Source organism: Streptomyces sp. NPDC025651, from assembly GCF_055558735.1.
This window is the reverse complement of record NZ_JBVHLZ010000006.1, coordinates 174,890-190,024: the sequence shown is the minus strand read 5'-3', so window position 1 is coordinate 190,024 and position 15,135 is coordinate 174,890. Positions and strand designations below refer to the sequence as shown.

At 75.3% G+C, this 15,135-nt stretch carries 2 protein-coding genes (1 of these 2 running past the window's edge); both read left to right on the top strand.

Annotated features, from left to right (window positions below; genetic code table 11):
* Positions 1-6,202, top strand: partial view of an amino acid adenylation domain-containing protein gene (locus ACZ4D5_RS22605; protein ID WP_467774178.1) — the end only. 17,393 nt of this gene lie to the left of the window's left edge; 6,202 of the gene's 23,595 nt are visible here — the last part of the coding sequence; the start codon falls outside the window, past its left edge; it ends in the stop codon at positions 6,200-6,202.
* Positions 6,199-15,135, top strand: a complete 8,937-nt coding sequence (locus ACZ4D5_RS22600) for an SDR family NAD(P)-dependent oxidoreductase (protein ID WP_467774177.1) — start codon at positions 6,199-6,201, stop codon at positions 15,133-15,135. Before ACZ4D5_RS22605 ends, ACZ4D5_RS22600 begins: the two co-directional genes overlap by 4 nt.

Sequence of the window (15,135 nt, the reverse complement as noted above, 5' to 3'; positions counted from 1 at the left end):
CGTCGCAGGGGCGCGGCACCGGGCCGTGCTCGCCGAGCTGCCGGGCGCGGTCGGCGCCCCGGTCCGTTTCCCCGCCGACGAGCCGCTGCTCATCACGGGCGGCACGCGCGGCATCGGCCTCGCGCTCGCCCGGCACGCCGTCGAGCGGTGGGGCGCCCGCACCCTCGTCCTGACCGGGCGTGACCAGGTGCCGCCGCGCGAGGAGTGGGACCGCCACGGCGAGGACACCGCCCTGGGGCGGAAGGTCAGCGGGCTGCGCGCCCTGGAGCGGGACGGGGTCCGGCTGCGGGTGCTCTCGCTGCCCCTGGGCGAGGACGCCGCCGCCGTCGGCGCCGCGCTGGCGCAGGTCCGGCGCGAGTTCGGCCCGATCGGCGGTGTGCTGCACGCCGCGGGGCTCGTGGACCGGGACAACCTCGCCTTCGTGAGCAAGCCGGTCGACGCGGTGCGCGCCGTGCTCGCCCCCAAGACCGCAGGCCTCGACGCGCTGGTGGACTCTCTCGCGGGCGACCCGCTGCGGTTCTGCGTGCTGTTCTCGTCGGTCGCCTCGATGGTGCCGGCCGCCGCCGTCGGCCAGAGCGACTACGCGATGGCCAACGCCCATCTGGACGCGGTCGCCCGCCGCGCGCCGCACGGGCTGCCGCTGGTGAGCGTGGCCTGGCCCAGCTGGCGGGGCGTCGGCATGGGCACCGAGCGGCCCGGTCCCGGTTACCGGGCCACCGGCCTCGGCGAGCTCTCCGAGGCACAGGGGCTCGGGCTCCTCGACCACGTGCTGTCCACCGGGGCGGGCCCTGTGGTCCTGCCGGCGATCGTCGCTGCGGAGTGGACGCCCCAGGCGCTGCGCGCCGGCAGGCCGCGGGCGCGGGTGAGGCCGGAGGCCGCTGCGGAGGCCGCGTCGGCCGGTTCCGGGAGCGGGAGTTCGGCCGGGACGGGTTCCGCGGGCGCGGCGGAGGAGGCCGAGGAGTGGCTGCTCGGCCTGCTCGCCGAGCAGCTGGGCTTCGACCGCGCGCGGCTCGCGGCCGACGTCCCCATCGCGGACTACGGCACCGACTCGATCATGATGGTGCAGATCCTGCGGAAGGTCGGCGGCGAACTCGACGCCGAGCTCGACCCGTCGGTCCTCGTGGACCACCCCACCGTGGAGTCCTTCGTCAGCTGGCTGACGGACCATCATGGACAGGCGCTGGCCCGCGCCTTCGGTGCGCAGGAGACCCGCGCGGCAACCGACACGGCAGCCGCCGCGGTCACTGCGCCGCCGGTCGGCTCAACGGCCCCCGCCGCGACACCCGCACCACGTCGACAGCCCCCTGCCGACGGCCCGTTCGACGTCGCGATCATCGGCATGTCGGGCCGCTTCCCCGGCGCCCCCGACCTGGACGGCTACTGGCGCCTGCTCAGTGAGGGACGCTCGGCGATCGGCGCCGTGCCCGCCCGGCGGTGGGGGAGAGAGACCGGGTACACCGCGGGCCTCGTCGAGCTCGACGGGTTCGACCCCGGGCACTTCCACCTCTCCGACGGCGACGCCGCCGCGATGGACCCGCAGGCGCTGCTGCTCCTGGAGGAGACGCTGTTCGCGTTCTGCGACGCCGGTTACGGACCCGACGAGCTGAAGGGGCGCGAGGTCGGCGTGTACGTCGGCGGCCGCACCCGGCACGACCCGGGCGACGCGATCCTCGGCCGCAGCCGCAACCCCGTGGTCGCCGTCGGGCAGAACTACCTGGCCGCCAACCTGTGCCACTACTTCGACCTGCGCGGCCCCGGCACGGTCGTCGACACCGCCTGTTCCTCGGCGCTCGTCGCGATGCACCACGCGATCCAGGCGATGCGCTCCGGCGACGTCGAGGCGGCCGTGGTCGCCGGGATCACCCTGCTCCCCAACGCCGACGGGCACCGCCTGTTCGACCGGCGCGGGCTGCTCAACACCGAGCCGGAGTTCCACGTCTTCGACCGGCGGGCCCGCGGCTTCACACCCGCCGAGGGCGTCGGCGTCCTCCTGCTCAAGCCGCTCGCCGCGGCCGAGGCCGACGGCGACCGCGTCCACGCGGTGATCAAGTCGGTGGCGGTCAACAACGACGGCAGGACCGCGGGCCCCGCCACGCCCAACCCGGCCGCCCAGCAGGGCGTCATGGCCCGCGCCCTGGCCCGCGCCGGCGTCGACGCCGACGACGTCACGTACATCGAGACGAACGCGGCGGGATCCCAGGTCCCCGACCTCGTCGAGCTCAAGGCGATCACGGCCGTCTACCGCCCCGGTTCCGACACCCCGTGCTCGCTCGGCTCGGTCAAGCCGAACATCGGCCACCCGCAGTGCGCCGAAGGCATCGCCGGAGTCATCAAGACCGTCCTGATGCTCCGCAACCGCCGGATCGTCCCGTTCCTCAGCGGTCAACAGCCCCTTCGCCACTTCGACTTCGAGGCGTCACCGCTGCGCTTCGAGCGCGGCCTCGTCCCCTGGCCCGACGCGCCGCTGGTCGCCGCCGTGTCCAGCTTCGCGGACGGCGGCACCAACGCCCATGCGATCCTCGCCGGCCGGCAGGAGACCGGCACCGGAAGCGGCGCCGTACGGCAGCCGCTCGCACGCCCCCGCCTCAAGCGCCGCCGGATGCCCACCCCCCGCACCGAACGCTTCGCGATCGTCGGCATGGCCGGGCACTACCCCGGCGCGAGCGACCTCGCGGCCTTCTGGGAGAACCTCAAGGCGGGCCGTGACAGCGTGACCGAGGTGCCGGCCGGGCGCTGGACGTCCGACGAGAGCACCGGCTCGCGCTGGGGCGGATTCCTCGACGACGTCGACCGGTTCGACGCCGACTTCTTCCGGATCTCCCGCCCCGAGGCGGAGATCACCGACCCCCAGGAACGCTGGTTCCTGCGCACCTGCTGGGAGGCGATCGAGGACGCCGGATACACCCCGGCCACCCTCGCCGAGGCCAAGGGGCCCGACGCGCGCCGCGCGGTCGGCGTCTTCGCCGGGGCCATGCACAAGGACTACACGCTGGTGGCCGCCGAGGCCGCCACGCCCGTGCCGCTCAGCCTCAACCAGGGGCAGATCGCCAACCGGGTCTCCTTCGTCTGCGACTTCCACGGGCCGAGCATGACGGTGGACACCCTCTGCTCGTCCTCGCTCACCGCGCTGCACCTGGCGGTGGAGAGCCTGCGCCGCCGGGAGTGCGAGGTCGCGATCGCGGGCGGCGTCAACCTCTCGCTGCACCCCGGCAAGTACCGCACCTACGGCCAGGTCGGCATGCACTCCTCGGACGGCCGCTGCCGCTCCTTCGGCGAGGGTGGAGACGGCTACGTCTCGGCGGAGGGCGTCGGCGCGGTGGTCCTCAAGCCGCTCGTCGCCGCCGAGGCCGCGGGCGACCACATCTACGCCGTCGTCGCCGCGTCCGCCGTCAACCACGTCGGCGCCGCCAGCGGATTCAGCGTGCCGAGCCCGGTCGGCCAGGCCGCCGTCATCTCCGCCGCACTCGCCGCCGCGGACGTCGACGCGCGCTCCATCGGCTACCTGGAGGCGCACGGCACCGGCACCTCGCTCGGCGACCCGATCGAGGTCCGCGGCCTGACCACCGCGTTCGCCAGGGACACCGACGAGACAGGGTTCTGCGCGCTCGGCTCGGTGAAGTCCAACATCGGGCACGCCGAGTCCGCCGCCGGCATCGCGGGCCTGACCAAGGCGGCCCTGCAACTGCACCACCGCACGCTGGTGCCCTCCCTGCACGCGCAGACCGTGAACCCGCTGCTCGGCCTGGACGGCACACCCTTCCGGCTGCAGCGCGAGACCACGGCCTGGCCCGCACCCCCGCAGGGACCGCGCCGCGCGGGCCTGAGCTCCTTCGGAGCCACCGGCGCGAACGCGCACATCGTCCTGGAGGAGTACACGGGGGAGCACGCGGCGCAGGACGCGCCGCCCGCCTCGCCTTCGGCACCTGCCCAGGTCGCCGCGCCGCGGCCCGTCCTCGTGCCGCTCTCCGCCCGCACCGATGAGCAGCTGCGGCAGAGCGCCGCGCGCCTGCGGGACGCGCTCGGCGCGCCCACCGGCGGCGGCACCGGCCAGGCGCTGCGCGACATCGCGTACACGTTGCAGGTCGGCCGCGTCGAGTGGCCCGTGCGCGTCGCCTTCGTGGTCCGCGACACCGACGAACTCGGCCGTCTGCTCGACGAGTTCGCCGTCCACGGGACGCGCCCGGCCGCGGGCGCCACCGCACTTCACGAGACGGCGCGGCGCTGGTCCGACGGCGCCACCGTCGACTGGCACGCCCACCCCTGGCCCGCGGCATCGGACGCGGACCGGCCGCGCCGCGTGGCCCTGCCGACGTACCCCTTCGCGGGCGACAGGCACTGGGTGCCCACCGAGGGCGCCGCCCGGCACCCGAACCCCCTTCCCGCCCCCGAGGCCCCCGTCGTTCCGCCCCCCGGGCTCCTGACGGTGCCCCGCTGGGTGGAGTCGGACGCCACCCCCGACCGCGGTCGCGCGCCGCGCACCGTACTGATCGCGGCCGACCGGACGGGCACAGCGCTCGCCGACGCCCTGGCACAGCACTACCGGCGCGGCGGCGCCGCGGTGACCGGGCGTCCCCTCGACGGGCCCCTCGCCCTCGACGGCCCCGCTCCCGACCGCGTGCATGTCGTCACCGGCTCCGCCCCCGACACCACCGTGGACACGGCCGGTCCCGAACTCGCCCTGCTCCGCCTGGTCAAGGCCGTCCAGCGGCTCGCACCCGCCGGTACGACCACCGACCTCCACGTCGTCACCCAGGACACCCAGTCGGTCGCCGGCGAGCCCAGCGGAGCGCACGGCGCGGGCCTCGCGGGGCTCACCTACTTCGTGGCCCGCGACTCCGGACGCCTCGCCGTGCGCAACCTCGACGTGGCGGGCGACGACCTGCGGACGCCCGAGGGCCGCGCCGCGGTCGCCGCCGCGGTGGCCGCGGAACCCGCGTCGCCGGCCGGTGATCTCGTCGCGCTGCGCGGCGGCCGCCGCTACCGGCAGGAGGTCCGGCCCGTGGAGCCGTCCGAGGCGGCCGGGCCCGGACTGCCGGGCATCCGGCCCGGCGGCACCTACGTGCTGGTCGGCGGCAGCGGATTCGTCGGACGCGTCGTCAGCCGCCACCTCATCGACCGGTACGACGCCAAGGTCGTCTGCGTCGGACGCAGGCCGCAGGGCGACCCCGCCGTGCGCGAGGCGCTCTACGGGGACCGCGTCGGCTACGTACGGGGCGATGTCACCGACCCCGCGCAGGCGCGCCGGGCGATGGCCGAGGCGAAGGCGCTCCTCGGCGGGATCCACGGTGTGCTCTTCGCCGGCGCCACCCGCATCACCGGCGCGCCCGGCGCCCTCGCCGACCTGGGCGAGGACGAGTTCCGCGCGCACTACGCGGTGAAGGCCGCGGGCGCGCGCAACGTGTACGAGGCCGTGGCGGACGAACCGCTGGACTTCCTCTGCTACTTCTCCTCGGCGCAGGCCTTCTCCTTCGGCGGCGCGGGCACCCACGCCGCCTACGCGGCCGGGATCACCTACGCCGACGCCTTCGCGCGATCCGTGGGACCCGCGGCCCGGTTCCCGGTCGGGATCGTCAACTGGGGTGCCTGGCGCGCCTCGTTCGGCGAGGCCGCGAAGGACTACCCGACGCTCGGCTTCCTGGACGACGGAGAGGGAGCCGCCTGCTTCGACACCGCGGTACGGCTGCTGCGCGCGGACCGGCACCGGCAGGTCATCGGGATGCGGGCCGCCGCTCCCGTGGCGGTGCCCTCCGCGGTGACCGAACGGGCGGAGGCGGGCGCGCGGCGGAGCGCGCCGGGCCACGGCGAACGGCTCCCGGAGATCCGGCGGCTCCTCGTCGAACGGCTCGCCAGGACGCTGCGCGTGCCCACGGCCGACCTGTCGCCCTCGACGGCCTTCGCGGATCTGGGCGTCGACTCGATCACCGGCTCGACGTTCGTCGGGCAGATCGCGCAGGAGCTGGACGTCGAGCTGAACGCCGCCGCCCTGTACGAGTTCTCCTCCGTCGAACGGCTCGCGGACCACCTGGCCGACCTGCTCGGCCCGCCGGCACCGGAACCGGATGCGGAACCGGCACCGGCAGCGCCATCACCACCGGACGACCTGATCGTGAAGTTGGAGGCACGCTTCGCGGCCGGAGAGCTCTCCGCCGCCGACGTGCTCGACCTGCTCGACGCCGAGCTGGCCACGAGGGAGCAACGATGAGCAGCGCGGACTTCCGCGACATCCTCGACGGATACGCCAGGGGAGCGGTCGGCGCCGACGCGGCGCGCGACCTGCTGGACGCGCGCCGCCGGGCCCCGGCGGCCGCCCCGGGGACCGATCGGGATGACCACGACCGCCCAGGGATGCTGGACATCGCAGTCGTCGGCATGTCCGGGCAGTTCCCGGGGGCCGCGGACGTACGCGAGTTCTGGCACAACCTCACCGAGGGCCGCGTCGGCTACGGCGAGCTGCCCGACCACTACGTCGCCGCGGACGACCCCGGCGGCTACCGCTGGGGCGGCGCACTGGCCGAACGGGACTGCTTCGACGCGGAGTTCTTCGGCATCCGCGCGCACGAGGCCGACCTGATGAGCCACAACCAGCGGCTCCTGCTCCAGGAGAGCTGGCACGCGCTGGAGGACGCCGCGCTCGACCCGACGTCGCTCGCGGGCTCCCGCACCGGCCTGTTCATCGGCGCCGAGCCCACCGGCTACCCGCACGAGTCGTTCACCGGGGCCTCGGACGCGCTGGTCGCGTCCCGCCTCTCGTACTTCCTCGACCTGCGCGGCGCCGCGCTCGTCGTCAACACGGCCTGCTCGTCCTCGCTCGCGGCCGTGCACCTGGCCTGCCAGAGCCTGCGTTCGGGCGAGTCCTCGCTCGCGCTGGTCGGCGGCGTGAACGCCGGTCTGGACGCCAGGGGCCTCGACCTCCTCGTCGACAGCGGCGCGATGTCGCCCAGCGGACAGTGCCGCACCTTCGACGCCGACGCCAACGGCACCGTGTACTCCGAAGCCGTGGCCGTCCTCGTGCTCAAGCGGCTCCCCGACGCGGTGGCCGACGGCGACCACATCCACGGAGTGGTGCGCGCGACCGGCATGAACCAGGACGGCGCGAGCAACGGCATCACCGCGCCCAACGGCGCCGCGCAGGAGGAGCTCGTCCTCGACACGTACCAGCGGTTCGGCATCCCCGCCGAGCGCGTCGGATACGTCGAGGCGCACGGCACCGGGACCGCGCTCGGCGACCCCGTCGAGGCCAACGCCCTGGTCCGGGCCTTCCGGCGGCTGACCGGCGAGCGGGAGTTCTGCGCCATCGGCAGCGCCAAGGCGCACATCGGCCACACCGGCGCACCGGCCGGAGTCGTCGGGCTCATCAAGGTCCTGCTGTCCATGCGGCACGGCAGGCTCGTCGGCATGCCGACCCTGCGCCGGCTCAACCCGCTGATCCGCCTCCAGGACTCGGCCTTCGTCCCGGACGAGGCGGCACGCCCCTGGCAGAGCTCCACGGGCGCCCCGCTGATGGCCGCGGTGAACTCCTTCGGGCACAGCGGGACCAACGCGCACGTCGTGGTCGAGCAGTACGTGCCCGACGCGGCCGCGGCCGCCCGCGCGGACGACGGCGGACCGCACCTCGTGCCGCTGTCGGCCCGCACCCCCGAGCGGCTGCGCGCCTGCGCGCAGGTTCTCGCGGACCACTTGGAGGCGGAGCGCTTGGAGGCGGCGCACCTGGAGGCGGCGCACCCGGAGAGTTCCGTCTCCCCGCTGCCGGTGGACGCCGTGCGGGTGTGCGCGGTCGTGGCGGACGTCCTGGGCGTCGCCGCCGACGAGATCGACCCGGACGAGCGCCTGGACTCCTACGGCGTACGTCCGGAGCAGCTGGCCCGCATCGGCGAGGCCCTGGACGCCGGGTTCGGGTCGCGTCTGGAGGCCGACGCGCTCCATGAGGGGCGTACGGCAGGGGAGTTGGCGCTGCTGGCCGCCGAGGCCAGGGGTACCGGCTCCCGCGCCGAGACCCTCTCCGGCGGCGGGGGAGCGCTGCCGCCGCTCGCCGACGTGGCCCGCACCCTGCAGCTCGGCAGGGCCGAACTCCCGGCGCGCGCCGCCCTGATCGTCCGCGACCGGGCCGAACTCGTCGCCGGGCTCCGGGCCCTGGCCACGGGGCAGGAGCTCCCCGAGAACTGCTGGGCGGGCGAGGTCGACGCGCGGGGCGACGTGGTACGGCTCTTCGGGGACGACGACGAGCTGCGCGAGGCCGTCGGCAAGTGGCTGGAGCGCGGAAAGCTCGCCCAGGTCGCGGAGTTGTGGGTGCGCGGCGGCCCCGTCGACTGGCGCCGCCTGCACAGGAACGGCACCTTGCACCGGGTGCCGTTGCCGGGCTATCCGTTCGCCAGGACCCACCACGGCATACGGGACACGGCGACGGGGACAGTCGCGGCCTCCGTGCCCGTGCTCGCGTCCGCCTCCGTGCCCGTTCAGGCACCGGGGCCGGTGCCGGTCCCGGCTGCCACGTCCGTACCTGCCGCCACGCAGCCCGCCGCCGAGCAGCGCCCCGAGCGGCTGGCGCGGGCGATGGAGGACCGGATCGCCCTGATGGCCACCGAGTTGACGGGGGGCGTGGACGGCGAGGGCGACGGCAAGGTCGACCCCCAGGAGCAGCTGGACCGCTTCGGCATCGACTCGATCACGCGCACCCGGCTGAACCAGCTCCTGAGCGAGGCGTTCCCCGCGGCTTCCCGCACCCTCTTCTTCGAGTTCGCGAAGGTCGAGGACGTGGCCGGGCACCTGACCGAGCGGTTCCCCGACGCGTGCAGGGCGTTCCTCGGGTGGGACGGCACGACGGCAGCGGTCACGCCTGGTGCCGCGGAACCGGCACCGGCACCGGAAGCGGAACCGGAACTGGAACCGGAATCGGCTTCCGCCGTCGAAGTCGGAGCCGAAGCCGAGCCCGACAAGGCCGAAGCCGAGAGCGGCGAACGCGACGGACACGGTGAACACGGTGAACACGACGCACTCGACGGCGCCATCGCCGTCATCGGCATGAGCGGCACCTTCCCCGACGCCCCCGACCAGGACGCCTACTGGCAGCTCCTGATGGAAGGCCGCTCGGCCGTCACCGAGATCCCGGCCCGCCGCTGGGACTGGCGGGAGCACTACGACCCGCGGCCCGAGGGCGAGGACGTGGTGCGCAAGAGCCACTCCAAGTGGGGTGCCTTCCTCGACGGGTTCGACCGGTTCGACCCCGCCCTGTTCAACTTCACCGAGCAGGAGGCGCGCAACACCGACCCGCAGGTCAGGCTCTTCCTCCAGGAGTGCTGGAAGGCGCTGGAGGACGCGGGCCACGCGCCCTCGAAGCTGTCCGCCGACGTCCGCGGCCGCATCGGCGTGTTCGCGGGCGGCGCGAAGCACGGCTTCACCCAACTCGGCTCCGAGGGCCGCCTGGAGATGCCCCGCACCTCCTTCGGCGACATGGTCAACCGCGTCTCCTTCCAGTTCGACCTCGGCGGCCCCAGCAAGGCCGTGGACACCGCCTGCTCCTCGGCGCACGTGGCGTTGCACGAGGCGGTCGAGAGCCTGCGCTCCGGCCGCTGCGACCTGGCGCTCGCCGGCGCGGTGAACCTCTACCTGCACCCGTCGACGTACGTCGAACTGGCCACCGTGGGGCTGCTCTCCGACCGCTCCGACTGCGCGTCGTTCGGGGCGGAGGCGGGCGGCATCGTGCCCGGCGAGGGCGTCGGTGTCGTCCTGCTCAAGCCGCTGCGCGAGGCCCTGCGCGACGGCGACCCGGTGCGCGCCGTCATCCGCGGCAGCGCCGTCAACCACAACGGCCGGACCATCGGGTTCACCAGCCCCAGCTCCCAGCGCCAGGCCGAGGTGATCCGGGAGGCCCTGCGTGACGCCGGGGTCGACCCGCGGACCATCGGCTACGTGGAGGCCACCGCGAACGGCTCGGAGATCGGCGACGCCGTCGAGATGACCGCGCTCACCCAGGCCTTCGAGGACAGGACCGGGGCGAGCGGACGGTTCCGCATCGGCTCCCTGAAGCCCAACATCGGCCACGGCGAGGCCTCGGCGGGCATGGCGCAACTGTTCAAGGTCGTCCTCGCCCTCCAGCACCGCACGCTGCCGCCGACCCGGCTGCCCGACGAGTTCAATCCGGCCATCGACGTCGAACGGCTGCCCTTCGAGCTCTCCGACACCCCGGTGCCGTGGGAGCGGGTCGTGGTCGACGGCGTGCCCGCGCCGCGCCGCGCGGGCATCACCGGACTCGGCGGAGGCGGCACCAACGCGCACCTCGTGGTCGAGGAGGCGCCCGAGCCCGAGGCGCGCCGTCGGCCGGCCGCCCGCGGCCCGGTCGTGTTCGCCCTCTCCGCGCACACCGAGGAACGGCTCGGGGCGTACGTCGACATCTGGCTCGACTTCCTCGCGCAGCGGCCCTCGGCCGACCTCGCGGACATCGCGTACACGCTCCAGGTCGGACGGGTGGACCTGACGCACCGTCTGGCGGTCGTCGCCTCCGGCGCCGAGGAACTGCGCGGCCACCTCACGCGCTGGCGCAGGGGCCGCCCGTCCGACGCCGTCTTCGCGGCGACCGCCGCCCGGGTGGACCCGGCCGGACTGGACGCGGCCCTGCGCGAGCGGGACCTCGGCCGGATCGCCGACCTGTGGGTGCGCGGCGCCGTGGTCGACTGGAGCGGGCTCCACGAAGAGGGCGAGGGCGCGCCCGTGCGGAAGCCGGGGCTGCCGACGTACCCGTTCGAACGCAAGGTCTGCTGGATCGACGACACCGCGCCCCAGCCGTCCAGGACGCCGACCCCGCCCCTGTCGTCCAGGACATCCACCGCGCCCCAGCCGCCCGCCTCGGCCACCGCCGAGCAGGCGCCCGGCCACCCGCTGCTGACCTCCGTCGTCGAACTCGCCGACGGCGGGACCGTGTTCAGCGGTGACGTGTCCCTGGCCACGCACCCCTGGGTCGCCGACCACGCCGTGTCCGGCACCGTGCTCTTCCCCGGCACGGGCTTCGTGGAGATGGCGCTGCACGCCGGCCGGACGCTCGGCTGCGGACGGCTCGAAGAGCTCACCCTGGAGGCCCCGCTCACGCTCACCGAGCGCGGTGGCGCCCGACTGCAACTCGTCGTCCGGGCACCGGACGCCACGGGCGGCAGGCCCGTCGAGGTGTACGCGATGGCCGACCCCGGAGCCGAGGAGGGCGCGCGGCCGTGGACGCGGCACGCCGCCGGGCTGCTCGCGCCCGCCGACGCCGACGCCGGATCCGACCTCGCGGTGTGGCCGCCGGCCGGCGCCGAGTCCGTGCCCGTGGACGACTACTACCAAGTGATGGCGGACGCCGGTTACGCCTACGGGCCCGCGTTCCGCGGACTGCGCGCCGTGTGGCGGCGCGGCGACGAGGTCTTCGCCGAGGCCGCGCTCGACGACGCGCCGGACGCCGCCCGCTACGGCCTGCACCCCGCGCTCCTCGACTCGGCCCTGCACGCCATGGGCTTCGGCGGCTTCGTCCGCGACGGCGGCGGCCTGCTGCCGTTCTCCTGGTCAGGGATGCGCCTGTTCGGCGGGGGAGCGGCCACCGTGCGGGTGCGCCTCACCGCCGCGGGGACCGACGCGGTCTCTGCGGAGGTCGCCGACACCGAGGGCAGGCCGCTCGCCGCCCTCGACTCCCTCGTCCTGCGCCCCCTGACCGGCGCACGGGGCGGATCCGCGACCGGCGTACGGCAGGGACCCGCGTCCACGGCCCTGCCCGATGAACTCCTGCGCCTGGACTGGACCCCGCTGACCCCGGCCGACGCGTCCACCGGGACGTGGACGGTCGCGGGCCCCGACGACCTCGGCCTCGCCGACGCCCTGCGCCGCGCGGGCACGGCCGTGTCCGACGACGGCGCGGGCGGGACCGCCCTGGTGTCCCTGCACGCCGAGCGGCCGGACGACCTGGCGGACGGGTTCCGGGCCGCCACCGCACGCGCGCTCGACCTGGTGCGCGACTGGCTCGCCGACGAGACGCAGGGCGCGGCACGCCTGGTGGTCGTGACCCGGCGGGCCGTGTCCACCCGTGTCGGCGAGGACGTCGAGGACCTGACCCACGCCCCTGTGTGGGGTCTGCTGCGGGCCGCGCAGGCGGAGAACCCCGACCGGCTCCTCCTGGTCGACGTGGACGGCACCGAGGCGTCGGCCGCCGCACTGCCCGCGGCCGTCGCGGCCGCCACCGACGCCGCCGAGTCCCAGCTCGCCCTGCGCGAAGGCGAGGCGACGGTGGCCCGCCTCGCCCCGCTCGCCTCGGACGGCGCGCTCGTGCCCCCGGGCGACGGCACCGCATGGCGCCTGGACACCAGTGGCGCGGGCACCCTGGAGAACCTCGCCCTGCTGCCCTGGCCCGCCGCCGAGGCGCCGCTGACCGCAGGGCAGGTGCGTGTCGAGGTGCGTGCCGCGGGGCTCAACTTCCGTGACGTACTCGGGGCCCTCGGCATGTACCCCGGAGAGCTGACGCTCGGCGCCGAGGGGGCGGGGATCGTCACCGAGGTCGGCGCCGACGTGTCCCACCTCGCCGTCGGCGACCGCGTGATGGGCCTCTTCCCCAGCGGCCTCGGCCCGGTCTGCGTGGCCGACGCGCACACGGTCGTGACGATGCCGGACGGCTGGTCCTTCGAGCAGGCCGCCGCCGTCCCCGTCGCCTTCGCCACCGCCTACTACGGCCTCGTCGACATGGGCGGCCTGACCTCCGGCGAGTCGGTCCTCGTGCACGCGGCGGCGGGCGGCGTGGGCATGGCCGCCGTCCAGCTCGCCCGGCACCTGGGCGCCGAGGTCTTCGCCACCGCGAGCGAGGCCAAGTGGGACGCCGTGCGCGACCTCGGCGTGCCCGACGACCACCTCGCCTCCTCCCGCGACCTGGGCTTCGAGGAGAAGTTCCGCACCGTCACCGAGGGACGCGGCGTGGACGTCGTCCTCGACTCCCTCGCCCGCCAGTTCGTCGACGCCTCGCTGCGCCTGCTGCCGCGCGGCGGCCGGTTCGTGGAGATGGGCAAGACAGACATCCGCGACGCCGGGCAGGTCGCGACCGAGCACTTCGCCGTCCGGTACCGGGCGTTCGACATCGTGGACGCGGGCCCGCGGCGGATCGGCGAGATCCTCCACGAGATCGTGGACCTCTTCGCGCGCGGCGTCCTCAGCCATCTGCCCCGGCGCGCCTGGGACCTGCGGCGCGCACCGGACGCCTTCCGGTTCATGAGCCAGGCCCGCCACGTCGGGAAGATCGTCCTGAGGGTGCCGCGCCGCCCCGACCCCGAGCACACCGTCCTGATCACCGGAGGCACCGGCATCCTCGGCGGGATGCTCGCGCGACACCTGGTGACCGCGCGCGGGGCCCGGCACCTGGTGCTGCTCAGCAGGCGCGGCCCCGCGGCGCCCGGCGCGGCCGAGCTGACCGCCGAACTCACCGCCGCGGGCGCCGAGGTGACCGTGCTCGCCTGCGACGTCGCCGACCGCGCGCGGCTCGCCGAGGTGCTCGACGGCATCCCCGCCGCGCACCCCCTGGGCACCGTCGTGCACACCGCGGGCGACCTCGACGACGGCGTGTTCGACGCGCTGACCCCCGAGCGGCTCGCCCGCGTCCTGCGGCCCAAGGCCGAGGGCGCGCTGAACCTGCACGAGCTGACGCGCGAGAGGAACCTCGACCTCGCCGAGTTCGTGTTCTTCTCCGGCGCGGCCGGTGTGCTGGGCAACCCCGGCCAGTCGAACTACGCCGCCGCCAGCTCCTTCCTGGACGCCCTCGCCCAGCACCGCAGGGCACAGGGACTGCCCGGCACCTCCCTGGCCTGGGGCTACTGGGAGCAGGCCACCGGCCTCACCCGGCACCTCAGCGAGGGCGACACCGGACGGATGGCGCGCGGCGGCCTGCTGCCGCTGCCCTCCGCGGACGGACTCGCGCTCTTCGACCTGGCCCGCGGCGCCGACGAGCCGCTCCAGGTGCCCATGCGCCTTGACCTCGCCGCGCTGCGCGCCCAGGCCGAGTCGGGCGCGGGACACCCCCTGCACCGGGGGCTGGTCCGGGCCGTGCCGGGGGCGAAGGCCGCCGTCGCGGCGCCGGAGAGCGGGAGCCTCGACGGGCTCGCCGCTCTCCCCGAGGCCGAACAGCTCGCCACGCTCCTGGAGTTGGTCTGCCACCAGGTCGGTTCCGTCCTGGCCACCGACCCGGCGACCATCGGGGCCGACACCGGGTTCGTCGAGCTCGGCCTGGACTCCCTGACCGCGGTCGAGCTCCGCAACCGCCTGGGCCGCGCCACAGGGCTGCGGCTCCCCGTCACCCTGGTCTTCGACCAGCCGGCGCCGGGCCCGCTGGCCGCGTATCTGCTGCGGCGGCTGGCGAAGGCGCAGGGAGGCAAGGGGCGCGGGGCCGCCGTGGCGAAGGCGGCTCCGGCCGCCCCCGGGACGCCGGAGGTCTCGGGAGCCCCCGAGGCCGCGGCCAGGACCCTCCTCGCCGACACCGACCTCGAACAGCTCGGCGCCGTCGTGGAGTTCGGCGTACGCGAGGGGGAACCGCTCCTCGACCTCGCCACGGACCACCCGGCGCTGATCGTGCACGGCGTGAGCGGCGACAAGGAGCTCGTCGACGCGACCGGGCGGACGATCGCCGGGCGCGGGCTGCAGGACCGCGTCGCGCTCTTCCACCAGAGCGGCCCGCTGGACCCGTTCCCCGGCCAGTACGACCTGGCGTACGGCGTCGACGCCTGCCACCGCGTGGAGGACAAGCAGACCCTCTTCGCCCGCCTCGACGCGGCGGTCGTGGACGGCGGACAGCTGCTGCTCGCCGACCACTTGTGCACCCTCAGCGGCGACCTGGTCGATGCCGGCGCCGGGATCAGCGTGCCCACCGCGCGCACCTGGTCCGAGGTGTTCGCGCGGAACAGGTTCGTCGTCGAGGAACTGCTCCCGTACGACGCCGAGGACCCGCGGCCCGACCCCGACCTGGCCGAGCCGCTGCGGCGCGGCTGGATCGGACGCCGCCTGTTCCGGCTGCGCAAGCTCGCCTCCGCCACCGAGGAGGAGCGCCTGCGGACCAACAGCGCACACCTGACGGACGGCGCACACCTGACAGACAGCGCACACCTGGCAGAGACCACCGCGCAGCCGCGCGCCCCGCGGAGCTGA

Excerpts from the sequence above, each read along its gene's own strand:
- ACZ4D5_RS22600 (WP_467774177.1), top strand. The coding sequence starts at position 6,199 with ATGAGCAGCGCGGACTTCCGCGACATCCTCGACGGATACGCCAGGGGA.